We start from the raw sequence: 25,031 nt of genomic DNA on the forward strand, positions 1-25,031 counted from the left end.
TGGGGTACCGTCAGCAAAAAACCGATCCTGTTCAGGACCGGTTTTTTGCATTTAAAACCATCCTGGGCGATCACCTGGTCTGACTAACCATACCGGCGCAGTATTGACTCAGACTGACGCCGATTACCCGCTTGAACGCTCTGCCGAAAGTATGAACATCCGAGTAGCCGACAAGGTTCGCGATCTCCCCTACAGACAGGTTTGTCTGGACGGCAAGACTCTTGGCTTCCTCAATGCGCATTAAAGTCAAATATTGCATGGGCGTCAATCCATAGATACGTCGGAATTGACGGATAATGTGATTGCGGCCAATGCCGGCGATCGCCTCGAGATGCGCAAGCTTCACGTCCTCCCGATAATGCTGCGACATGTGCAGCCACACGAGGTTCATACGGCTTCGCGCCAGATCGTTGGTCGGGGCATTGGTATCATCAGATTCGAGCCGATGCAGTTGAAGCAATGAAGCTAAGATGTCAAGCAGGATCGACTGGCACTTCATGCGATGCTCCCTCCCTGGCTGGTGATAGAACGCCGCAAGCTGGGACAGCTGTTTCTCCAAAGGCTTATTGTACCAGTTCCCCCGGCAATGGGCATTGCCGAACCAATCCTCGAATTCCGAATGATTCGTACCCATATGGAAGACGAACGAATAACAGATATGGGAGATATCCGGAGCGCTGCGGATTTCATGCCGTTCATGCGGCCGAATAAGCAGCAAGGTTCCGGGTGTCATCTCATAGGATTGACCTTCGATGATATATTCAACCTCACCAGCCTTGCAATATTGCAGCTGATATCCGCGAAGTTGACGCGGCGGCAGCTGCCAGCCGAGAGGCGCAACGAAGAGATGAGCAAGCTCAATATAGGGCGGAGTCAAAAAATCCTTGAACATATGTGCACCCACCTGCCTGACGGAGTGATTTCGGCAACCATAAGAACACTTTAACTAAAGACGTTTCCATTGCTCTACTTTTATAATAAAACAAGAAATTGAAATAAGAAAGGTGGCGTAAGGGAAATGAGTGTAACTTTTAAGGATGTTGAGAAATACCGGCGGGATGGATTTGTTCTGGTTGAGGGGTTATTTTCGCCTGATGAGATTCGTAAAATGATTCATGAGGTAGAGAACGGAAGCGATGTTGCCGCTTCGGCGGAGGGAGTTGTTGATCGCTCCGGAAGAGCGGCTCGTCTAGCAATCTGGTTCGATCTCAAGAAGGATATCTGGGCGGGGGCCAGTACATGTCCGAGAATCGTCAACACGGTACGTATTCTCCTTGGTGAAGATGCAGCTTTTTTCCATGGAAAAGTGATGATGAAGGAAGCGAAGACGGGCGGCGCTTGGGAGTGGCATCAGGATTATGGCTATTGGTATGAGCAAGGATTCGTCTATCCGAACATGATCAGCGCTTTCGTGGCACTGGATGAAGCAACCGTGGAGAACGGCTGTCTGCAGGTACTGAGCGGATCGCATCACATGGGGCGGATGAATCATGGCAAAGCTGGGGCGCAGACAGGGGCCGACCCGAGTCGGATTAATGAAATCAGCAGCATGTTCGAACGCGTGCATGTGACAATGAAGCCAGGCAGCGTATTGTTCTTCCACTCCAATCTGCTGCATTCGTCCAGCTCAAATGATTCGGATCACCACCGCCGGTCGTTCATTATGTGTTATTCGGCTTGCAGCAACCCGCAGCTGCTTACTTCCGGCGAGATGAAGTTTAGAGAACCCTGTCCGGTCGATACAGATGCATCCATACTGAAATTTCCAGGCTAAAAAATCAACTGCGCCTAAAGACGCTTAGGAGGTCGAACGATCATGGGATTAAAAATCGGCGTGGTAGGCGCGGGGCAATTCGCTCCCTGTTTTATCCCGCTTTTCCAGGCTCATCCGAATGTGGATGAGGTCTATCTGGCTGAGCTTGTTCCGGAGCGGCTGCAGAAAACCGCCGAAACTTTCGGAATCAAACAAACTTTCGGATCGCTTGAAGAGCTCTGCCGAAGCGATGTTGATGCGGTCGCAATCTATACGCAGCGCCATCTACACGGCGAACAGACGCTTCAGGCTCTGAGGGCCGGCAAACACGTATACTGTGCGGTGCCGATGGCGCAGACGTATGAGGAGATGTCCGCCATCATCGTAGAAGTGGCGAAGAGCAGATTGATCTATATGACCGGTGAAACAAGCTACTATTACCCGAGTACGATCTATGCGCGGGATAGATTCGCGAAAGGTGATTTCGGCGACTTCGTATACGGCGAAGCCCAGTATATCCATGACATGGATCATGGCTTCTATGATGCCTACCGCTACTCGGGCGGCGAGCAATGGAAACGGACGGCGGGAATTCCCCCCATGTATTATCCGACTCACTCCGTCAGCATGATTCTATCGGTAACCGGCGCCCGCGCCACGAAAGTGGCTTGCCTCGGCTATGTCGACAAAAGCGGGGATGGGGTGTTCGGCAAAGGCAACAATCTCTGGGACAATCCATACAGCAACCAGACGGCGCTCGTACGGACGTCCGATGGCGGCATGGGACGGTTCAATGAATTTCGGCGTGCCGGATGGGCCGGCAAAAATAGCGTTTATATGAGTATGTTCGGAACCGAAGGAAGCTTCGAGGAGCACGGACTATCTCAAGTATGGACCACATTGTCGCATGAGTTGACAGACGTCAGCGACCTGCTCGACTGTCCCGTGCATTATCGGCCGGAAGGTCTAGGGCATGTCAATGCCGAGCTTCAAGCGGATTTCATGAAAGGGATGGCCAAAATCCATCCGGTGGAACGGCTGCCGAAGACATTCGAGAATAAGCAAAACGGCCATTTCGGCTCGCATCAATTTCTTGTCGATGATTTCGTTAAATCAATCGCCTCGGGCGATCTGCCGCCTAACCATGCCTGGAATGCAGCGAAGTACTGCGCCCCGGGCCTGGCCGCCCACGAGTCTTCGCTGAAAGATGGAGAGTGGCTGGAATTGCCCGATTTCGGCTCACCGCCGGCGGATTGGCGCTTGCTTGATCCTTATCGCATATAAACCATTTTGCTTGGCGATTCACCGTTTTTCCGCAACGGACAAGGAAGTTCAATACTAGCAAGGATGTGACGAAATGTCACATCCTTATTTGAGTATTATCCCATGCGGATGTAAGCCGCATATACCCGCTCCTGCCGTATGAAATGTTCTGGTCAAACCCGCATGAGCCCGATATGATGGTGATTAATCGAAGCAATGAATGAGGGTGATAGCGTTGAATGGGGAACCTAACGGATTTAGGCTGCTGCGAATCAGCACATGGACGATTTATGCGAAGCTGGTGCTTTCATTTCTGCTTGTCGTTATTCCAATTGTACTGGTTAGCTTCGGCATGAACCGGTCCAGCGAGGAGAAGGTCAGGCATCAGATCGGCAGTTCGATGGATTCCAAGGTGAACTTCTACTTGCAAGCCTTGGAGAGCGAATTTGCCCGCATCAATCAGTTGAAGAATGAGTTCATCAATGACGAGGATGTCATCGCGCTCAGTACGATCCCGGAAGCTTACGATAATTTCGACCGCCAACAGAAGATTATCCAGATTAGCCGAAAGCTTCATTTCTTCAAGAATTCGAGCCTGTATATGAACCGCGTGAAGGTGAACATTCCGAAGCTCGGCCGGAGTATTGATTCCGAGAGCATGTCCGATGTCATTCCGATGGCAGATATCGCTGCGGTACGCCGATCGGCTCTCGAAGGACTGTCGCTTGTGCAATCGGACGGCAAACTGCTGATGGGAATGACTTATCCGCAGGACGAGCTTAGCGATCCCTCCTATGCCTTTCTGCTGTTGATCGAGATCTCCGAAGATGAGCTTAGAAGGTCTCTGCAAAGCATAAGGGGATCGGAAGGGGCCGGGGCTATTCTGTTCGCCGATAATGGCAGCTGGAGCCTGTCCGGCGGGAATGCAGACGAAACTCCGCCTACATGGATCGAGGCCTTGCGGTCTTCCAGCCCGGATCATCAAGCCGTTCGGGGGCAGCAGCGCATACGCGAAGGCGACTTGCGATTGATGGTGTCGTATGAGCATTCGGCGCTGCTCAGCGCTACATTGGCTGTGTACGAATCGGAGACAGCGGTGCTCGGGCCGCTGGCTGAATACAAGGAGTGGCTGCTGGCTATATTAGTCGTTTCGACGGTGGTCATCGTGTTTTTCTCATATGGCATTCACAGACTGATTCACCGTCCGCTTCAGCGCCTCGTTATCGCATTCCGCAAGGTGGAAAGCGGAAGTCTGGATATCGCGATCCATCGGCAGCAGCAGGATGAATTTCAATATTTGTTCACGCAGTTCAACGAGATGGTCAGGAAGGTCAAGTCGCTGATCATCAACGTATACGAACAGGAAATCCGTGCGCAACGCCTGGAGCTGAAGCAGCTTCAGTCCCAGATCAATCCGCACTTTCTCTATAACAGCTATTATGCCATATATCGGTTGGCTGAAAATGAAGATCTGGAGAAGGTGGCGATCTATACCCGGTATCTGGGTGACTACTTTCAATATATTACCCGAACGGGCTCTGACGAGGTGACGCTGGAAACGGAAGTCCGCCACGCCCGTGCTTATGTGGAAATCCAGATGCTCCGTTATACGAAGCGGATCCGGACCTTCTTCGGGGAGATTCCTCCTGGAGCGGAAGACATCCCCATACCGAAAATGATATTGCAACCGATTATCGAGAATGCGTATCATCATGGCTTGGCGAACCGGACGGTGGACGGGATCGTCGACATTTCCATGTTATGGAGAGGTGAGCGGCTTGTCTTCACCGTTGACGACAACGGCAATGAACTAACGGATGGGAAGCTGGCTCATCTGCGTGATTTGTTGTTGATCGGGGAACCGGAGGAGACGACGGGAATCGTTAACGTCAACCGGCGGCTCGGGATTAGATACGGGCGGGAATCCCGCCTGATCGTATCGCGGTCCGATCTTGGCGGTCTGCGTGTAGAGTTGGTCCTGATCTTGAAAGGAGGAAATCCGAATGTACAGACTGCTGATCGTGGATGACGAGGAGCTGTTCGTTAACGGCTTGGCTGAGATGCTGGTGCAGGAAGTAGGGCTTAATGAAGTGGAGATATGCAGGGCATACAGCGCGGAAGAAGCTCTGGAGTGGTTCAAGCAGACCAAGATCGATATCCTGATGACGGATATTCAGATGCCTCGAATAAACGGGCTCGAGTTGCAGAAACGAATCCATTCCTACTGGCCCCGCTGCAAGGTGGTGTTCCTGACGGGGTACGATAATTTCTCCTACGCCCAGGAGGCGATCCGAAGCGGCGGAGCGGATTATTTGCTTAAGACGGAAGGGGACGACACGGTGCTTGCGGTCGTCCATAAAGTCATCGCGCAACTCCATGAAGAGGACCGGGCTGAACAGTTGAGAAACCGTGCAGAGAGCATGATTCGTAAGGCGAATGAGGCACTGAAGCAGGAATGCCTGATCGATCTGATTTCCGGAGTTTCCAATCCGGATAGTCTGGACTGCCAGTTCAAGGAGTTGAACATTCGGCTTAACGGGAGCAGTCCTATCATGCTGGTAGCAGGCACTGTTGATCAATGGAAGGAGGGCGCTACGCTCAGGGACAGATCGATTTACCTGTTTGCCATCCGGAACGTAGCCGACGAGAAGCTGCAATTCCGGTTCCTGACCGAATCCGTCCATGTGGACCGTTCCCGGTTGATCTGGTTTATTCAACAGAAGGACGAGGAAGAAATCACCTCCCGCTATGTGCAAGGCGTGCTCGAATCCGTTCAGACGACATGCCGTGAGTTGTTCGGGGTGAAGCTGTCGTTCGCCGTTGCGAGCAAGCTTGTAAGCTGGGCACTTCTCGATCAGCAAGTGGAGCGATTACAGCTGCAGCTGCTCCGTCATGTCGGCTTCGAGCAGGAGCGGCTGCTGATCGAGGATGAGCCTGCCGGAGAACCGGAAGCAGGCAAGACAGCGCTTCCAGCGCGGCGGATCCGCAAGGATATCGAGATGCTTCAGTTCCATCTGGAGCATAATCAGCAGGAGACATTCCGTGAGGCGTTGATAGCTGTCATGATGGTGCCGGAATCGGAGGAGAATGCCGAAAGTCTTACAAGACTTGAAATCCACTCCGGTCTGACGGCGATGTTTATCTCTTATTTGCGGCAGTGGGCGCTGCGGGGCAGCGTGGAAAAACAGGTGGATCTGAGCCGGCTTTTCCGATATGACCACATGATGAGCTGGCACGATACCTGTCTGTACTTCACCGAGTTGTCCGAGCAGATCTTTCATCATCGTTACCACGACTGGCAGCGTCATGGCAGCGATCTCGTAACAATGCTTCACAAATACATCGGAAGGAATATCGGTGGTGATTTAAGCCTTACACAACTGGGGCGGATTGCCAACCACAACCCGGCTTATCTATCCCGGTTATACAAACAGCTGACGGAAAGGGGATTGTCGGAGGTGATCGCAGAGCGTCGGCTGGAGAAGGCGCAAGAGCTGCTGCGCGACCCCGCATTCAAAATTCACGAGATTGCCCGCAGTATCGGCTTTGAGTCCATGAAATATTTTCGCAAATTTTTCCGCGGGTTAACGGGCATGAGTCCGCAGGAATATCGCGAATGGAACAAAGAGGTAGACGTAGAGCCTCTAAAGTAGAAAATAGAGCCGTTATGCGCAGATTCCTCTCCTGCTATAGTTAATGAATAGAACGACACACTGCACATAAGGGGAGTATACGATGGAAAAAAAGCTATTGAAGGCAGTGGCTGCTGTAATGATCTGCTCCAGCCTGCTAATGTCCGCTTGCAGTAATAACGGGAGCGGGAATGGAAAAAGCGGGAATGCAACGACCGGATCGACGAACGAGGCAGCCGGAAACGGGGATGAGAAGAAACAGCCGGACGTGACCGCCGATCCGATGGCAGCTTACGATCCGCCGATCGAGATCAGTATGGCCAGAGGAATAAGCCAGGCTAATAAGTTCAGACCTGGAGAAGACATCAGCAACAATCCATGGATCAAGGAGTACGCATCGCGACTAGGAATTAATGTCAAATACTCATTCACCGCAAGCAGCGACGGCAGCCCGAGTCCTTATACTCAGAAGCTGAACGTCAATATCGCTTCAGCCAAGCTGCCAGATATCTTCACGGTCGACAGCAAGCAGTTTGCCCAATTGTCTGCGGCGGGGAAGCTTGCGGACCTGTCTGAGATTTACGAACAGACTGCAACAGACGAGATTAAAGAGAATTATAGCCGGGACAAGGGGCTTGCTCTGAAGTCAGCCACTCAGGATGGCAAGCTGTACGGGCTGCCGGTTCTGCGCGGAGGAGACCTTGGCGCGGCGCAGATGATATGGATTCGTACGGATTGGCTCACGAAGCTTAATCTTCCCGAGCCGAAGTCGATGGACGATCTATGGGCGATCGCCGAGGCGTTCACAAACAACGATCCCGACGGCAATGGCAAGAATGACACTTACGGGATTGCAATCAATAAGGAGATCTACTCAGAGAACACAGGCGCCGAAGGATTCTTTCAGGGCTATCATGCCTATCCGGGATTGTGGGTGAAGGATGCTTCCGGGCAGCTCGCATACGGCAGTATCCAGCCTGAGATTAAGACGGTGCTTGCCAAGTTGAACGAGCTGTATAAAAAAGGGGTTATTGACAGGGAATTCGGCGTGAAGGACGTTTCCAAGATCAATGAAGACATCGCCCAGAACAAATTGGGCATCATCTCAGGGATAAATTGGAGCAGCTATTACCCGCTGAATGATGGTGTACAGAAAAATCCGGAGATGGATTGGAAACCGTTCCCCATCCTCTCGGCGGATGACAAGCAAGCATTGGTAGGTGTTCCGTTTAACGTGGGTACGTATCTGGTTGTACGCAAGGACTTCGCCAATCCGGAAGCACTGGTCAAGATGGTCAACCTGTACTTCGAAAAGTTCAATTCTACCTCGCCGGAGGATTTCAAGAACTTCAATAATGACAGTACCGGCGATCAAATCGTCTCGATGTTCAGCCAAGCCGCGACGATGGGCATGATTCCGATCAACTATGATCTCACAATTGCCAAGGCACTAAGGGAAGCACTGGCTTCTGGAGATTCCTCAAGCCTGCAGCCGGATGTACTGGATTATTACAATACGATCCAGAGCTTCATGAAGGGCGACCGGACACAATGGGCAACGAATAAGCAGCGCGGCGCCGAGAATTCCTCTTATGTCATCTGGGAGCAATACAACCAGAACTACATGCTGCCCGAGTTCTACGGGGCTCCGACGAAGACGATGAATGAGAAGTGGAGCACATTGCAGAAGATGGAGAAAGAAATCGTGACGAGAATTATTATGGGAGCGGCTCCGGCCGAGGAATACGACAGCTTTATCAGCAAGTGGAAGGAACTGGGCGGCGACATGATCACGAACGAAGTGAATGAGTGGAAGTCGCATCAACAATAAGGTAATCATATTTTTGGGGGATAGAGAGGATTGGGTTCGCTCAATCTTCTCTTCCTATCCTAGGAAGGTGCGAATGAAGCGTGAACCGAAGAACTCGAACATTACCGCTGCATCTGATGCTGCTCCCGGCATTTCTGCTCGTTCTTATATACAGCTATTTACCAATAGCGGGCCTTGTGATCGCTTTTCAACGCTACAGCCCTTTGGAGGGATTTCTCAATTCTCCCTGGGCGGGGTGGGACAACTTTACTTACGCTCTGAGCCTTCCCGATACGATGAATGTGATCGGAAACACGTTATATATCGCAGGGTTGAAGGTCATAGCCAACCTGGTTGTTCCTTTGATCGTGGCTTTGCTGCTAAATGAATTGCGCCTTGTTATCGTCAAGAGATGGGTGCAAACGCTCATTTATTTGCCTCACTTCCTCTCATGGGTCATTCTGGCGGGGATTCTGACGGATATTTTGTCCCCTTCCGATGGCCTAGTCAATCACGTACTGACAGCCGTAGGGCTGGATCCGATTTATTTTCTCGGGAGCAACGCCTGGTTTCCTCCAGTATTGATTTTATCCGACGTATGGAAGGAATTCGGATTCGGTACAATCATCTTTCTGGCGGCGCTGACCGGCATCAATCCTTCGCTCTATGAAGCAGCCCTTATGGATGGAGCTAACCGTTGGAAACAGACGATTCATATTACTTTACCGGGCATCGTGCCTATCATCGTACTGCTTGCAACCCTGAGCCTCGGAAATGTATTGAATGCCGGCTTCGATCAGGTATTCAATTTGTATAATCCAACCGTTTATCAAAGCGGAGATATACTGGACACGTTAATCTACCGGATAGGTATCCAGAATACGGACTACAGCGTCGCGACCGCCCTTGGACTGTTCAAATCGGTCGTATCCTTCATCCTGATCTCATGCTCCTATTGGGCAGCCTATCGCTTCGCCAATTACCGGATCTTCTAGGAGGCAGAACATTGGAAACAAAATTAAACCGGGGCAACCTCGTGTTCAACGCCTTGAATATAGTCTTTATGCTAATACTGGCGCTCCTATGCGTTATTCCCGTTATCCATATATGGGCGCTATCGTTCAGCTCCAGCTCGGCTGCAGCCGCAGGCGAGGTTTCGCTGTGGCCCGTGGATTGGAGCCTGAACTCATACAAGTATGTGCTGCAGAACGATCAATTTTTCGATTCCGTGCTTATCACACTGCAGAGGACATTGCTCGGCACGGCAATCAGCATGATTCTATCCATCCTGACCGCCTATCCGCTGTCGAAGATGAGTACGGACTTCCGGTCCCGGACGTTCTATGCCTGGTATTTCGTCTTTACGATCCTGTTCTACGGCGGTCTGATTCCGTGGTATATCACCGTCCAGATGACCGGGATTATGGACACGATCTGGGCATTAATCCTGCCGGGAGCCGTTCAGGTATTTAATGTGATCCTGCTGTTGAACTTCTTTCGCGGGCTGCCCAAGGAGCTGGAGGAGTCCGCCTTTATGGACGGCGCCGGTTATATGACGACGTTATGGCGCATCTATGTGCCGTTGTCCTTGCCCGCTCTTGCGACGCTGACCTTGCTTACCGTCGTCTATCATTGGAATGCATGGTTCGACGGTCTAATCTTGATGAACTCTCCAGAGCGTTATCCACTCTCGACATACCTGCAGACGATTGTCATCCAGAGCGACTTGACCCAAATCAACTCGCAGACGGCGCAGTTCATGACGACGATTTCCGACCGGACCGTGAAGGCATCCCAGATCTTTCTCGGAGCGCTCCCGATTATCGCTGTCTATCCTTTTCTGCAGCGCTTTTTCGTTAAAGGGCTTGTGCTGGGGAGTGTGAAGGAATAGAAGTTGAGGGAAGTCGTCACAAATCGTATAATCGTACACAGCGTAAGGCAAAAAGACAGGACCACCCATTCAGCGGGTGGTCCTGTTTGTACCGTTGATGTTCGTTCGCGGTATAACTGGAGTCATTTCCGTCCACTCGCCTCTATAGTCGTCATCTCGATTTAGAACGACAAGCTGCAGCTGGTACTTTCCATTTTCGAAAAAATGAGTTATTATAGATCCATAATATCTTTAATGGAGGTGCGAATTTGAAATATTCCCAGGCAACCGACTATGCGCTCCATGCGATGTTATATCTGATAAGCGCGGCTCCTGATAAGCCTGTGGGCGTACAACTGCTTGCAGGAAGGCTGGGCGTTTCGCAAACCTATCTATCCAAGATGATGACCAAGCTCGTCAAAGCCGGTCTGATTCAGTCCGCACCCGGTGCAAATGGCGGTTACCGTCTCAGACGCAAACAGGATGAAATCTCTTTTCTCGATGTTATCCACGCGATCGAAGGAACCGCTTCTTTATTCGAATGCAGCCTGGAACACGGAAGCGAATGTCTGATTCAGCAGGTTGTATCCGAAGCCGAGCGGCAGATGGAGCAGTATTTGGATCAAAAGAAATTAGGGGATTTGGTTAATGTAATGAAGACGGAGTTATAATCCGTCCTTTTTACTGGCTTAATTAAAGACATAATCGATCCATTATAACTTTATTAAAATGGAGCAAACGAAGAGGAGAATGAACATGATGTATGATTGTATCATTATCGGCGGGGGACCAGCGGGTCTGAATGCGGCTCTTGTGCTGGGCAGGGCAAGAAAAAAGGTAATTGTCATTGATGAAGGGCGTCCGCGTAATGGAGTTACCCGCGAAACGCACGGTTTTCTGACCCGGGATGGAATTAGTCCAAGTGAATTTCGGAGAATAGCGAAAGAACAAATAGGCCGCTATCCATCTGTCTCTTTCGCAGAGGATGCTGCTGAATCGATTGAAGGAACAGATGGTGGTTTTCAAATAGCAACAACTAAGGGTACTATATATCAAAGCCGAAAGGTTCTCTTTGCTGCAGGCAAGAAGGATCTTCCCCTGAATATCAGCGGCTTGGAACCCGTGTATGGCAAAAGCGCCTTTGTCTGTCCATACTGCGACGGCTGGGAATTAAGAGACCAGCCGCTGGTCTTGATTGTCAAAGGGGCGCATGCGCTGCATCTGGCTAAATTGATAGCCGGGTGGACGAGCCAATATACAATCTGCACCAACGGTCCTGATGAACTGACGAACGAGGAGCGGGAAGAATTATCCCTCCATCATGTCGCTGTATTCGACTCCCCCATTCGGAATATTGAATCCAGAGATGGCCAGGTTGAGCATGTTGTACTGGAGGATGGGACTATCATTCCTTGCACCGGAATATTTTTTGGTCCCAAGCTTGCTGCCGGGTCCTCTTTGCCGCAAGCAATAGGCTGCATGATCTCTGAATTAGGAACCGTCATCGTGGATTCTACAGGCAAAACGAATATTCCGGGAATATACAGTGCGGGTGACGCGGCAACGGAAATGTACCAAGCTATAACAGCGGCATCCATGGGCGCCTTGGCAGGTATCGGTATTAACAATGAATTGGCCATAGCTAATTGGGATATTAGCAAGCCTTGACAAGTTGAAAGCCTCATCCATCTATGGTAAGTTCTAACGAAGCAAATAGGCAAAGATGGAGCTGGAATGCTTCCTCGTCACCCTTTGTATGAAATTCGGCCGGATTTTAGCAGCTCAGATTACACCACAAATCAAAGGAGTGTTTATGAAAAATGAAAAATACGCACAAAAAAAGAAAGGTGCTTCCACTAGTACTGGCTACTGCTATTCTAGCGTCGCCTATGGCCATGTCGTTTAGTGATCATACGGCGGCGGCGGCGAGTTCAAAATTTAAGATTATCGAGCAGCCATTTCGTATTGAAGGCCTAAAAAAAAGCATCGGAACAATCAATAATGACTCTTCAACCTACATTGCGCTGCGTAGCCTGAATACGGCCCTGGGTCTGGTTACCGATTATAATAAGGCGACCCAGACGGTTAAGATAACAGGAAATGGCCGGCTGCTTGAGATTAACCTGAAGAACCAGTCCATAACACTCAACAACCAATTGATCTTCGGACCTCCCTTGATTGTGCAGGATAATACAACCTATCTGCCGCTTCGTTTCCTGTTGGAGCGTATGGGTTATGAAATTTCCTACGAGAACGATACCAAATTAATAGGTATGGATAAGATTTCAGAAAATGATTTGCGCATACGATCAGAAGTTATCGGCGCTGACGGAGACGGCAAGTCCCTATCGGTTTATTATCCTGTGATCTCCGGATATGAGAATTCGGAAGTCCAACAGAAGATTAATGCCTTTCTCAAACAGCAGGCAGACAAGCATGTAGCAGACGGATCGAAGGAAATGAATGCGGCTGTGCAGGAAAACAACAAAATCCTGGCCAAAGATCCCAAGGCCACGGTCCGGCAGCCCAGCTTAGACGGCAGATATACAGTAACGGCGAATGAGAATGGAAAACTAAGCCTATACGTGGATTATTATATTGATATGGGAGGGGCGCATGGAATTACCTCTCGCGTTCCTTACACATTTGATTTGACAACGGGCAATCTGCTCTCATTGAAGGATGTAGTAGAAGGCAATGCAAATTATATATCAATTATCAATAACAAGATTAATGAACAAATTAAAAGCAGGAAGCTTCCTTTGCTTACTCCCTTCAAGACGATCGAAGCAGACCGCGATTATTTCCTTAACCATAACGGGGTCGTGATTTACTTCACGCAATATGAATACACCTCCTATGCGGAGGGAATGCCGGAGTTTGTCATTCCTTATTCAAACTTTAAATAAAGGGATGCTGGTTCTCCATTACGCACACCGGAATCTTTCTGGTCGTCCAGCCGCATCTTGATCGAAAGGGATTTTCATACATTCAAGCACGATGAGGAAAGGAGGCTGTGCCTCCTTTTTTTTATTGGCCTGCCTTTATACATAAATTTGATTTTAGTGGAGAAGAAGGAAGTAGGCCTACAGGCACGTATGCAGAATGCGGGTTCCGGACTCGAGTAGTTAAACAAGCAAGCCTTGTCTCAATGCGGTGCAGGGGAAGCCACGGACTGTGATCCAGCCCGACCAAGATATGAGAACGCATAGCATTAACAGAACATAACTGAACAAAAATAATTAATCCAAATGCCGGGTTCTGGCGTTCGGGTTATTTTTATTGATATCGATTTGTAAAGCAGGAACTAGACTGAGGTCTGGTCTTTTTTCAGACTCGGAACGGATGCCGCTGAGGGAGGTTTACGTTTACAATAGAAGCAACAAATCAGAAAGAGTGGTTGAATCCTATGAAACATACTGCTTTCCAAGCATGGAAAATGCTCGTAATGTCATTGCCAAAGGGAATAGTCTCCTTCGCCGTGGCTGTTGCAGGTTTAGCGATAAGTCTGCCGCTCTCGGTCCTTATAGTCGGACTGCCTTTACTTACTCTAACACTTGTCTTTTGCCGGAGAATGATGGAATCGGAGCATGAATACGCATCAAGCTGGATCAAGGGAAAGCCTGTTCATCTTGAAGCGAAGGGAAGTTCGGAAGTTGCCGGGAGTCAACGGGGATTAAAATCCTTTTTGTCCGTGTTGGGACAAGGTCGCTCCTATAGAGGTTTGCTATACAGCATTCTACAATTGCCAATCGGGATTGCCGCATTTACGGTCGCAATTGTGCTGCCTGCCGTTGTTTTGGCACTCTTGCTATCGCCGCTGGCATATGAGGTGAGCCTGCGAATGTACGATTTCAATCTGTTCCCGACAACCTGGAACTGGACCTGGAATGGAAAGCTGCCGAATCTGGAACCCTACCAGCAATCTTGGGTAGTCGGTGGCATTGGCGTATTATTCGCCTTGCTGCTGCCCCTGACTCTGCGGGTACTCGGCAGATTCTATGCCTCATGGCTGCAAGAGATTGCCGGCTCGGACCGTCTGCATACTAATGAACAACCTGCATCAGTGTCGCAATACGAGGAGTCGCCCCAGGAGCAATACCCTGACGCACATCAGCTCCGATTGGTCTCGGGACTGAACGGAGGACGGCCTGATCCCAAGGACTCAGCCACCCGTGCCGAGATGATGCAGCTGATCAACAAGCTCTAGCTTTTTAGATAGTAGGAGAAACGGGAATTAATTCGTACAGATCGGTTACACCACAACGGAGTGTTTCGGCGATAGAAATGGCTGTCTTCAAAGGCATGATCCGCTTCTTGTCGATATAATCGTTTAAGCGCTCTGGCTTATAGAATAACATGCTGGCGAGCTCGTCTAACGTCATACCTGCTTCTTGCAGCCGTAGAGCAAGCAGGCAGCTCCCTAATTCGATTTTCATGCTGCTAAAACCCCGTTTCCAAACGAAAACCCTTCAATTTGAGATTGAAGGGTTTTTCATATTTAGCATACCTAGTGCTTATTTTCTGCTTTTTCATTCGAAAGATTCATGATCTCCAGCAGTTTGAAAAATAAACTAAGCAGAATCGATACAACCGTTGCCAATGCCATACCCTTCAGTTCGAAATTTCCCCACTTCAAGGTCGCACCGCTGAGGCCGATTACAAGAACAACGGTCGTCAGGATCAAATTGACCGGTTTCGAATAATCGACTTTGGACTCCACAAGCATCCGGATCCCGGAAGCCGCAATTACACCGAACAGCAATAGGGAAACACCACCCATGACCGGCTGCGGAATGTTTTGAATCAAAGCCGCTAATTTGCCCACAAAGGAGAGGACGATCGCAAAAACCGCCGCTCCGCCGATTACCCAAACCGAGTAGACCCGGCTGATTGCCATAACACCGATATTTTCACCGTAGGTCGTATTTGGCGTTGACCCCGCAACAGAAGATAACATCGTCGAAACGCCATTTCCAAGCAGCGACCGGCTGAGACCGGGCTCTTTAGATAAATCTTTGCCTACCATATTACCGGTTACGATCAAATGACCGATATGCTCGGCAATGACAACCAGGGAGGCAGGGGCGATAATCAGAATGCTCGACCAATCAAATTTCATCCTGTAAAAAGTAGGGAACTTGAACCACTCAGCCGACTGCCATGTATCTGCTATATGTACGAGACCAAGCATGGCAGCAAGTATATAGCCAAGTATGATCGCTACCAGGATCGGAATGACCTTTAAGATACCACGAAACACAACGGAACCCAGCACACCAACCAAAAAAGTGAAAACAGCGACCGTAACGGAGGTTGGATCGGGCGTCCAGTTAAGCGGCGAGTCGCTGGAACGGATAAATCCTGCCATGCTGGATGCTGTCGGAACCAGCTCTAATCCGATAACGGCGACTATTGCTCCCATTGCTGCCGGCGGGAATACGACATCGATCCATCTGGTCCCGACCACCCGGATCAATAAAGCCACAAGGGTGAAGATCACGCCGACAACCAAAAACCCGCCCAGCGCATAACTATACCCTTTGGAGCCAATAACGAAGAAAACCGGTGAGAGAAAAGCGAAGCTAGAGCCCAGGAAAGCCGGAATTCTTCCTTTCGTAATCAAAATGTAAAGCAAGGTACCGATTCCGTTCATTAACAATATGGTTGCCGGATCCACTTTGAATAATATAGGAACCAGAACGGTGGAGCCAAACATGGCAAACAGATGCTGCAAACTTAGCGGAATGCTTTGGCCGATGGATGGGCGTTCATCCACTTGAATGATGCGGGACATGGGGATCCTCCTTATGTATTTTCAACTCAATTATAGTATCATATTTTTCCCCTCTTGCATGTACCAAGGCTAAAATATCCGGGAGTCGAGACTGGAAGCAATCCGCTCCAGGCTCTGTTTAGCAATTGAGGAGAAATTTCGAGAGCGGGAACATGGTATGGTTAGCTTAATCAAGGATACCGAGGAGGAAGCACATATGAATATGACCGATATATTAATCGCTGAGCTGAAAGGGGAGGCGGAAGCAACCCGGAGAATACTCGAGAGGGTACCAACTGACAAGCTATCCTGGAAGCCGCATGAAAAGTCAATGTCATTAGGCATGTTAGCTCTGCATATCGCAGGCTTGCCGGGCGGCTTGGCGGAATTTCTGAATGAACCGATTCGCGAAGTCCCGGTCATTCCATTGCCTGAGGCAGCCTCGCTCAGTGAAATCCTCTCGACTTTTGATCATTACAGGATCATTGCTGAAAACATGCTGCTCGCATGGGGAGAAGCCGGACTTACGGAGACATGGAAGCTCACTCATAAAGGTGTCGCCATTATGGAGGTACCCCGAATTGAAGTCGTTCGTACTTTAATGTTCAACCATTGGTACCATCACCGCGGACAATTAACGGTTTATCTGCGGCTGCTTGAGGTTCCGGTCCCTTCCATATATGGTCCCACCGCCGACGAGAATTAACACGCTGTCGAGAAAATAAATGATATTCTTCGCAATCGTCAGAACGTGGCCTTATGGGTCATATTCTGACGATTTGTATATCCATTTCTGCCGCAATGGTTGGGTCGATTTAATTTACATAAGCAATTTATATAAATTTGTGATATAATTTTATTTATGAAACCTAAAACAGACGTTAACGAAATGATCGTTAAGGACTTTGCCATGGTAATCGAGGACTTTACAAGAATTTTCATTCGGTTGCCAACCATAGAGAAGTTAAGCTTCACTACACTGTCCGTCCTGCACACGCTGTCACACAAAAGCCCCATGAGGCTGAACGATTTGATTGCTACTGAACAGGTGACACAATCTGCAATTACACAGTTAGTCACCAGGCTCGAACGCGATGGGCTGGTTGAGCGCAAACCGGATCCAAGTGATGGACGCGCAGTCCTGGTCCACATCACAGCTCTAGGCGCGGGGATCATTGACTCACGCCGTTCCGATCGCATGAAGCGTATCGCCAGTTTTTTTGAAGGACTCGCTCCCGAGGAGAGAGAGGCGATCGCTTCCGCACTCCCCGCACTGACGCATCTGGCTCAGCTTGGACGGTCTTTATGAACACTCAATCGAGTCATCCATTTCAAACTTAGAGGAGGAAAACTCTTGAATGAATCCTATTTCGCGCTTGAACCGACTCCTATCTACGTTCCCGATGAGCAGCTTGCTGATCTTGAAGACCGGCTGAAATCCACCAGATGGCCGCTTGATGCCGGCAATGACGATTGGTACTATGGTGTCAGCAAAAGTTATCTGCATGAACTGGTTGATTACTGGATCAATGAATTTGACTGGCGCAAATCCGAAGCTGCGATCAATATCTATGAGCACTACAATGTGGATGTGAATGGGGTTCCGGTGCACTTTATGCGCAAGCCCGGAGTGGGTCCCAAACCAATTCCATTGATTCTGACCCACGGGTGGCCATGGACGTTCTGGCATTGGTCCAAGGTCATCGATCAACTTGCAGACCCCGGCGCCTTCGGCGGCGATCCGGCTGAAGCCTTCGATGTCATTATACCTTCGCTGCCTGGTTTCGGTTTCTCGACTCCTCTGCCGAACAATCCGGATATGAACTTCTGGAAAGTCGCCGATCTATGGCATGAGCTTATGACAAACGTCCTTGGCTATGATAAGTACGCTGCAGGGGGATGTGACATCGGTGCCCTCGTGACAGGTCAACTCGGGCACAAATATAGCAGCGAACTTCACGCCATCCATATCGGTTCCGCGCTAAAGCTGAGCTTCTTTAATGGTGATCGCGCTTGGGATTATTCGGGCGGACAGCCCCTGCCTGACGACCTCCCCGAGGATATACGCGCCGGGATTCTGAAGCTTGACCGCCGTTTCGCCTCTCACCTGGCCGTACATGTGCTTGATCCGGGTACGCTTGCCTACGGGCTCAGCGACTCGCCGGCAGGAATGCTTGCATGGATCCTTGAACGATGGACGAAATGGAGCGATAATGACGGGAACATCGAGCAAGTCTTTTCGAAAGATGATTTACTCACTCATGCGACGATTTTCTGGGTGAATAACGCGATCGAAACCTCGATGCGTTACTATGCGAATGCTAATCGCTATCCATGGACGCCTACACATAACAACTGGCCGGTAGTGGAAGCGCCAACAGGCATAACTTTCGTGGGTTACGAGAATCCCCCTGGCATAACGACCGATAATCGCATTCAGAGCTTCCTCGACAGTGACCGGGCGCAGTGGTACAACCATGTCAATATCGCGGTTCATGAGCATGGAGGTCATTTCATCCCCTGGGAAATACCGGACAAATGGGTGGAGGATCTGCGCCGCACCTTCCGTGGACGGCGATAAGCATTTATTAGTAACTGAATTCCCTGCGCGCGATTCATCGTTGAACTGGTTGATGGGCGGTACATATCCATCTTAAAAGGCGCCTGATTTTCTTCGAGTAAGGAGAAAATCAGGTGTTTTTGTTTTTTTAGTCTGTATCCATTGAACCGGATAAAGAGGGCATATATTCCCATGTAAGATTTTTGTAAGTATGTTAGATTAGGTTATGAAATCATAGACTTAAAGTCGCCGAGGAGGTATGCAGAACATGAGTTTGCTAAAAGATTGGCGCTTGCGGGCGTGGCTGTCACTCTGTCTGGTCCTGACATTGCTGATGCCAGTTTCAGGGTATGCGGCGGAAGGTAAAGGGACGGATGAACCAGCGTCATTGATTACAGGGGCGGGAGCTGCGGACTCGTTCGAGCAAATCTATCAGACAGATGGAATCATTCTGGATTATGATGGCTTGCAGGCACTTGTCTATCAACCGCTGGATCAGACGATTTCGATTTCAGCTATTGATGGCAGCGCTTCCGAAATCATTGCAAACGGAATTACAGCAAGGCCGGATAAAGCCCAATTGACAGAGGAGGGAGCTTTGTTCCATCTGCCCGGGGTGTCTGGTGAATCCAAAGAGTTCAGAAATGGTGTACTTCAAACACTGCAGGCATACAGCTGGGTATCCAAAGGACCTTACCTCGTTTATTACGACAGTTCAGGAGACGACGGTTCACTCGATAGTCCAGGTACGAACGGCCTTCGCTTGCGCCACGGCAACCAGATTGAATCGATCGTAAATCCGCAAAATCATTATTATCCGCTTGGCGGGTATGATGTTAGCGAGGATGGCACGGTGGCTTATTCGTTTGTCGGCCAGCTGTTCCGGTATAAGGACGGTCAGAGTCAACCGCTGACAGAACCTCTCACACAGCCGGATCTCAACGATCAGGATAATTCCGAAGTCAAGGTGGATGGAACATCCATCATGTTCACCTCCTATAATCCTGATCCTGCCGTGAAGCTGCTTGCCGGGGTACAACTGGTTACTTTGGCGGGTCCTTATGATGATTATTTGTATTATTACCAGGAAACTCTCCGAAACACAGGATTCGCTATAGCAGAAGGATGGTCGGTCTATCCTAAAATGGACGAATCCGGCCGGTATTCAACATTATGGCTTCGTTCCCCGGAATGGATTGAGACTTCCATCGTATCGGAACCCGGAACCAATAGGGTAATAGCGGTATCTCCTTCAGGCGAAGTTGTATACGGACAAGTGGAGGATGGGGCCACCCGTTATGAATTAAACCGGCTTAATCCTTCAACGGGGGAACGCGAGAGTGTCGAAGTTCCATCAGGCCGCGCGAAATGGATCGACGGCGGCTGGCGTTTCTTGACAGATTCGGTTGTGTACCAGTTGGGAGCAGGCCAAGAAAATCCCGAATCGCTGCTTGTGGATCCAGGCAATCTGGATTTGCAGACAGGGGATGAAAGCCAATTGACGGTGACGGCCCAATATGCCGGAGGACAAACGAAAGACGTTACACAAACCGCTATTTATACGACATCGAACGCTGCTGTCGTATCCGTATCCGATAATGGTGCGGTCCTCGCGCTGGCTTCGGGTACGGCCGTCATTACTGTCACCTATGGAGGCCAACAATCGTCTGTTCAAGTTACGATTGAGAACCAGCCGCCTACCGTGCAATCGCTTCGTTTCTCGCCTGCTTCGTTGAACATGACAGCAGGCAATGCCGAACCGTTCACCGTATTTGCGCTCTACAGCGACGACACGCAGCGGGATGTCACGATGGATAGTGAATTTTCCTCGTCCGATTCATCTGTGGCTGCTGTAGCGGCAAATAAGAGCAGCATAGATGCCATAGCTGCAGGGAGCACCGTAATAACAGCTGTCTACGGCGGGAAATCCGCTGATCTGCAGGTTCGTGTTGAACCTGAGGCTGATATCGTCAAAGAGCTGGCCCTTCTGATTAAGAACGAGAAGATGAAGGTCGGCAAGAGCAGGCAGCTCGTTGTGTATGCTTTTCACAGCAGCGGGGAGTGGGGTGAGGTAACTTCTTCGGCTGAATATGCCTCTTCCAATCCTTCGGTCGTAACCGTCAAGGCAGGGGGGAAACTCACTGCAAAATCGCGTGGAACAGCAATCATTACCGTCACGTATGGCGGTGTGGAGCGGTCCTTGACGATCACAGTCAAACGCTGACCATCTAATCATTCATCAGCAGAATTCTACAGAAAGTTTCGCAGATTAAAATGATTCTGTTTATAGTTAATCCAAAAGGAATTTGCTGTGCCGTAGGCGCTGCAGATTCCTTTTTTCCACCCAAGACAATTCTGTAATATATAATAAGGGATAGATATCGCATCATCTTACATCATTTGATGAAGGGACGGAGGTCGAGCACAAAGTATGAACAAGCCTTATATTTTTAAAGAACAGGAAACCGAAAATATCATCAAGCATTTTGGCCGTGAATTTTATGAGGACGTTGCGAGGAAAATGGAACGTTTTGCGCATAAGTGGACATTAACTTCTTTTGAGCTTATTCCTTCCTATTCGGCAAATCTGGTTTTTAAATGTCATGCAGCCAACTACGGTCGTGTTGTGTTGAAAATAGGCAGGCCTTCTTCAGGGGAAATAAATGCAGAATTTAATACGCTGCGTCACTATAACGGCAAACGGTTTTGCAAAGTCATAGATGCTGATATTGAGAACGCCCTTCTTCTCGAAGAGTGTGTGGAGCCAGGAAAGCCTTTAAGGGAAGAAACTAATCTGCACCAAAGACTTGCAGTATTTTGTTCGCTCTATGATGGCCTGCATCTACCCCCTGACAAGGAGAACAGCTATCCAGCTTATTCAGGGTGGGTTGGCAGGATAACGGAATACATGAGCAAGCGGGAAGATTGCATAGAATTATATGGGCATATGAAAAAAGCACAAGATATTCACACTTCGATATCCGCTTTGTATTCTCAAACGATGCTGCTGCATGGCGACTTCCATCATGATAATATTTTGCTGGGAAAAGAAGGAGCGTACATCATAATCGACCCTAAAGGTGTACTAGGCGACCCTGTATTTGATATACCTCGTTTTATCCTCAATGAATTTGACGATGAAATAACGGCGGAAACCTATAGGAAAATAAACGAAATCATAGCTATCCTGGAAAAAAACCTTCAGATTCCAAACGCTATCTTAAAACAATGCCTTTATGTTGAAACCGCGATGGGGATTTGCTGGAGCGTCGAAGACGGCTCAACACCGGAGGAATATCCTGGTCTGCTCAGAACGGTTGCTTTTGCAGAATCATTGTTGGGTACTTGATTGGAGGAAATTCAGGTCATCACAAGAAAAGGACAGATCGAATAATTTCATTCGTTCTGTCCTTTTTCGAATGTGACATTAGTCTGACTACATCAATTTGTCCTTATAGGATTCCTGAAACCACTCATAATTCTCAAGTATACGTTCCTGGTCCGTATCATTTAATGCTTGATATCGGTCGACTACGGAACGGAGAAACGAAGATGGGAGCGACTGTCCAACGGGTTGCAGACTATCCGTGGACAAGTTATCCATCATGGCCCCTAATAATGCGGCAGGAGCATGTGACACCTGTTTGCGAATGATCTCCATCGCGAGCTCAGCATCACCTTCATAAAGCAGATTAAATGCAACCGCTTGGAGGAATTCATCTCCCAGGTTTTCTGCCAGTATCTTCGAGCAGGAAGGTACTGCTGCTTCTGTATCTCTTATAGATAATTCCGTTAAAGCTGCCGCGGCTTCTTCAAATATTTCCAGACGGTTTATAATGACCATCAATTCGTCATTATTCATACCGGAAATATAATCCTCATAATTAACGATTCTGTCCAGAGCGGTTGCGTTTACCATCGGATCGTTATTTTCCATCTTGCACCTCCATATCCTAACTCGTCATTGGGATCAGCTTGACCGTTACTAAATAAGGTTTGCCGTCAACCATCTTCCACGTTGATAATGTCTTGAGTTTGCCACTCGGACCCTCAAGCACGCTTGGGACATCCAGCGTATGATCAGGCTTTACCTGTTTACCCACATCCATTAAATGCTTTGCAATGGACTGGTTATTTTCTATTGTATCATCAAGCCCTACAGATTCGAGATTTTTCCTCATATCATCCGAGCGCTCAAAATTATGTTTCATTTTTTCAAGACTTTTAAGACGGGATGCGTTCTTGGGGTCAGCATCAAATACTTTCCGCTGTGTCTGTTTTAATTGCTTCAAATCGCGAATCTCTTGCTTCACATCCTGAATATTGACATTGACCTTGCCTCTCAAATATTTTTCTATTTTATCAACAGGTACGATCGTGTTGCCGTCCGTAAATACCTTGATGGCTTTCCCGCTTTGCGGAGCAATAACCTCTTCGGTTTTAAGCTGTGGCGGTTTGGGCCTAACCGGTACATCGACATCCGACTTCCGTTTGCCGATCTTATCCAATAGCTTGCGCACATAGCCGCGGCCTTTGCTGCCTAACCATTTAAGCCCTTTGCCAAAAGGAATTCTACTTAGAATAATACCTGCAACCACGGAAAGCATGTTTTCGGGAGTCAGCAGTCTCTTCGGATCGCGGATATAACCGGCAATTTCATGACCGCTTCCGGCGATTCCTGCTCCTGTCAACGCGATGCCCAGAGCCGGGAAGAATCCGACGGCCAGCATCGACAAGGCAATGGCTCCGAGTATAATCGCACCTTGTTCATACCATTCCAGCCGATCCCACCAATTCTGCAGCGAATCAAACATGCAGGCGTAGCAGGACGTTTCGCTTCCATCCGTAAGGGTCCCCATGCTTGCAAATAAGCCAGCGGCCAGCAGCAAAATGACAGCAAGTCCCGTCAACGCCTGATAAAGAACTTTCACCCGGGCCTGGAGAGGCTCCTGACGGCCTGCCGCTTCCTCATTCCCATAAAGCAAATGAAATCCAAGCTCTCTGCGCTCCCGGTAAAAGCCTAGCCAGTATGCGAATTTACTCCGTTCCAGGCAGATAGAGCGGGTCATGTTGAACAGCTCAGAAAGCGGATTTAGAAAAGTCTCGTTCGGCAGCGACGGAAGACGTGTCTGTATCTTGTTTAACGCCATGTAATCGGCAATAAGCGATGCGGCCAGCATCAACAGTAAGGCCGGCTTTGTTTTATAGCCGCTTCCAGTCCAATCATGAATCCGTAATACCCAGTCGGGCAGCTTGAATTGGCCATTATAAGCCGCATGATCCAGAATGGACCAGAGCAAAAGCACGACAGGGAAGAGAAAGACCCATTTCGTCAGTCTCGTCCGCAGCCGGAACGCAATTCCGAATCCCAGAGCGATCATGGCCGTATGTACGGGATGACTGACCGTCATAAGCGTAGGCAAAAAGCTTTCTTCGAAGTATCCGGGAAACAGCGTGAAAAAATCCCAATGGATTGTCTTCCCGCCCAGCCATGTTGAACTGTAATCCCCGGGGCCGGAACTGAGCCACCTTCGGGAGAGCTCTTCCATCAATTGGAAGCCGACGCCAGTTGCTGCACCTATGAGCGTGTAATCGCTTAAGCTCAAGGCGGAAGCCCGACGTGAAAAGAACAGGAAAAGGCCCAGCGGAAGAAGCTTCCATAATTCTTCGAATATAGGCGTGATGACAGCAACAGACCAAGTGTCGGAGGTGGTGCCGCCGAACAGGCCATGAAAGATATTGACGGTAAGCGTCGTTAACGGTACGACCAAAATAACACCTGCTAGAACGAACAAAACGATCGGTTTCCACGGAAGTGTCTTGCTCCGGCACAGAAACCAAAATTGCAGCAGCACATAAATGGACCATAAATATTGAACCATCATGGTACGCGAATCTTTCACGAAAAACAAGCTTAAAACAAAGATGATAAGCGACAGCCAGGAAAAAATCGTATAAGCCGTTTTGATATACGGATATTTCTCAATCCATCTTCGGCATGTTCGAAAGATAGACTCAAGGTAATCCCGAATCCCAGTTCGAATGGACCAGATTGAATTCACTTATGTTCGCCTCCTTGGGAAACCGGCCTCATGCGAACGGGACGTCTCCCTTGACGAGGGTCCGGCCGTAAAGCAAAAATACACGGATGAGAACCAGGTTGCCGATCGATCGGAGCTGCGGTTTATCGAGTAGGTCCCGCAACTTAGCTGACAAGGAATACTAGTATTATAGACATTGTGAGAAAATATGACAAAAGGCGCAGGTCTCAAATCTGGTGGACATGGTCGATAAATTCCCGGGAATCCAGGGTGATATATTAAATAGTATGCTCTATTTTTCAACATGCCTTGACGTATACAGTTCA

Annotated in this window: 21 protein-coding genes; 16 read left to right on the plus strand and 5 right to left on the minus strand. The window is 49.2% G+C overall.

The window, feature by feature from the left end; genetic code table 11:
• Positions 1-70: 70 nt before the first annotated feature.
• Positions 71-892, minus strand: a complete 822-nt coding sequence (locus IEY46_RS08485; RefSeq protein WP_188990946.1) for an AraC family transcriptional regulator — start codon at positions 890-892, stop codon at positions 71-73.
• Positions 893-1,018: 126 nt separating this feature from the next.
• Here IEY46_RS08485 and IEY46_RS08490 point away from each other — a divergent pair, with 126 nt between their 5' ends.
• The 11 genes from IEY46_RS08490 to IEY46_RS08540 all read left to right on the plus strand — a co-directional run bounded on the left by IEY46_RS08490 (position 1,019) and on the right by IEY46_RS08540 (position 14,538).
• Positions 1,019-1,774: a phytanoyl-CoA dioxygenase family protein gene (locus tag IEY46_RS08490; RefSeq protein ID WP_188990948.1), complete on the plus strand. Its 756-nt coding sequence runs from the start codon at positions 1,019-1,021 to the stop codon at positions 1,772-1,774.
• A 42-nt stretch (positions 1,775-1,816) separates the two neighbouring features.
• On the plus strand, positions 1,817-3,037 hold the full coding sequence (locus tag IEY46_RS08495) for a Gfo/Idh/MocA family protein (protein WP_188990950.1): 1,221 nt from the start codon (positions 1,817-1,819) through the stop codon (positions 3,035-3,037).
• Positions 3,038-3,251: 214 nt separating this feature from the next.
• Positions 3,252-5,045, plus strand: a complete 1,794-nt coding sequence (locus tag IEY46_RS08500) for a sensor histidine kinase (protein ID WP_229750146.1) — start codon at positions 3,252-3,254, stop codon at positions 5,043-5,045.
• Positions 5,020-6,669, plus strand: a complete 1,650-nt coding sequence (locus tag IEY46_RS08505) for a response regulator (RefSeq protein ID WP_188990954.1) — start codon at positions 5,020-5,022, stop codon at positions 6,667-6,669. Before IEY46_RS08500 ends, IEY46_RS08505 begins: the two co-directional genes overlap by 26 nt.
• An 82-nt stretch (positions 6,670-6,751) precedes the next feature.
• Entirely contained in the window at positions 6,752-8,479 is a 1,728-nt protein-coding gene (locus IEY46_RS08510) for an extracellular solute-binding protein (protein WP_188990956.1), read from the plus strand.
• A gap of 116 nt (positions 8,480-8,595) precedes the next feature.
• Positions 8,596-9,453, plus strand: a complete 858-nt coding sequence (locus tag IEY46_RS08515; protein WP_188991814.1) for an ABC transporter permease — start codon at positions 8,596-8,598, stop codon at positions 9,451-9,453.
• A gap of 68 nt (positions 9,454-9,521) precedes the next feature.
• Entirely contained in the window at positions 9,522-10,349 is an 828-nt protein-coding gene (locus IEY46_RS08520) for a carbohydrate ABC transporter permease (RefSeq protein WP_229750209.1), read from the plus strand.
• Between the two features lie 248 nt (positions 10,350-10,597).
• Positions 10,598-10,999, plus strand: coding sequence for an RrF2 family transcriptional regulator (locus IEY46_RS08525; protein ID WP_188990960.1), 402 nt, complete (start codon positions 10,598-10,600; stop codon positions 10,997-10,999).
• A 79-nt stretch (positions 11,000-11,078) separates the two neighbouring features.
• Positions 11,079-11,996 carry an NAD(P)/FAD-dependent oxidoreductase gene (locus IEY46_RS08530; RefSeq protein ID WP_188990962.1) on the plus strand — a complete coding sequence of 306 codons (918 nt, stop codon included), beginning with the start codon at positions 11,079-11,081 and terminating at the stop codon, positions 11,994-11,996.
• Positions 11,997-12,148: 152 nt separating this feature from the next.
• The gene (locus IEY46_RS08535) at positions 12,149-13,237 is read left to right on the plus strand and encodes a PdaC/SigV domain-containing protein (protein ID WP_188990964.1); all 1,089 of its coding nucleotides are present in this window, start codon (positions 12,149-12,151) and stop codon (positions 13,235-13,237) included.
• Between the two features lie 539 nt (positions 13,238-13,776).
• Positions 13,777-14,538 carry a sensor domain-containing protein gene (locus IEY46_RS08540; RefSeq protein ID WP_188990966.1) on the plus strand — a complete coding sequence of 254 codons (762 nt, stop codon included), beginning with the start codon at positions 13,777-13,779 and terminating at the stop codon, positions 14,536-14,538.
• 4 nt (positions 14,539-14,542) lie between these two features.
• Here IEY46_RS08540 and IEY46_RS08545 read toward each other — a convergent pair whose 3' ends face one another.
• Both IEY46_RS08545 and uraA read right to left on the minus strand, forming a co-directional pair.
• Positions 14,543-14,767: a helix-turn-helix domain-containing protein gene (locus tag IEY46_RS08545; RefSeq protein WP_188990968.1), complete on the minus strand. Its 225-nt coding sequence runs from the start codon at positions 14,765-14,767 to the stop codon at positions 14,543-14,545.
• A 71-nt stretch (positions 14,768-14,838) separates the two neighbouring features.
• A complete protein-coding gene (uraA, locus tag IEY46_RS08550) occupies positions 14,839-16,125 on the minus strand; it encodes a uracil permease (RefSeq protein WP_188990970.1) in 1,287 nt (428 codons plus the stop codon).
• Positions 16,126-16,321: 196 nt separating this feature from the next.
• On the opposite strand from uraA, the gene IEY46_RS08555 reads away from it, so the two are divergent.
• From IEY46_RS08555 to IEY46_RS08575, 5 genes are all read left to right on the plus strand, one after another.
• Complete coding sequence (locus IEY46_RS08555) at positions 16,322-16,810, plus strand: DinB family protein (protein WP_188990972.1); 489 nt, start codon at positions 16,322-16,324, stop codon at positions 16,808-16,810.
• A gap of 156 nt (positions 16,811-16,966) precedes the next feature.
• Complete coding sequence (locus IEY46_RS08560; RefSeq protein WP_188990974.1) at positions 16,967-17,413, plus strand: MarR family winged helix-turn-helix transcriptional regulator; 447 nt, start codon at positions 16,967-16,969, stop codon at positions 17,411-17,413.
• 45 nt (positions 17,414-17,458) lie between these two features.
• On the plus strand, positions 17,459-18,685 hold the full coding sequence (locus IEY46_RS08565) for an epoxide hydrolase family protein (protein WP_188990976.1): 1,227 nt from the start codon (positions 17,459-17,461) through the stop codon (positions 18,683-18,685).
• 247 nt (positions 18,686-18,932) lie between these two features.
• Positions 18,933-20,888, plus strand: coding sequence for an Ig-like domain-containing protein (locus IEY46_RS08570; protein WP_188990978.1), 1,956 nt, complete (start codon positions 18,933-18,935; stop codon positions 20,886-20,888).
• A 207-nt stretch (positions 20,889-21,095) separates the two neighbouring features.
• Positions 21,096-22,013: an aminoglycoside phosphotransferase family protein gene (locus IEY46_RS08575; protein WP_188990980.1), complete on the plus strand. Its 918-nt coding sequence runs from the start codon at positions 21,096-21,098 to the stop codon at positions 22,011-22,013.
• Positions 22,014-22,100: 87 nt separating this feature from the next.
• Here IEY46_RS08575 and IEY46_RS08580 read toward each other — a convergent pair whose 3' ends face one another.
• Positions 22,101-22,601, minus strand: a complete 501-nt coding sequence (locus IEY46_RS08580) for a hypothetical protein (protein ID WP_188990982.1) — start codon at positions 22,599-22,601, stop codon at positions 22,101-22,103.
• Between the two features lie 16 nt (positions 22,602-22,617).
• Positions 22,618-24,726: a PrsW family glutamic-type intramembrane protease gene (locus IEY46_RS08585; protein WP_229750147.1), complete on the minus strand. Its 2,109-nt coding sequence runs from the start codon at positions 24,724-24,726 to the stop codon at positions 22,618-22,620.
• Positions 24,727-25,031: the final 305 nt, after the last annotated feature.

Source organism: Paenibacillus nasutitermitis (assembly GCF_014641075.1).
GTDB classification, from domain to species: Bacteria; Bacillota; Bacilli; order Paenibacillales; family Paenibacillaceae; genus Paenibacillus_Z; species Paenibacillus_Z nasutitermitis.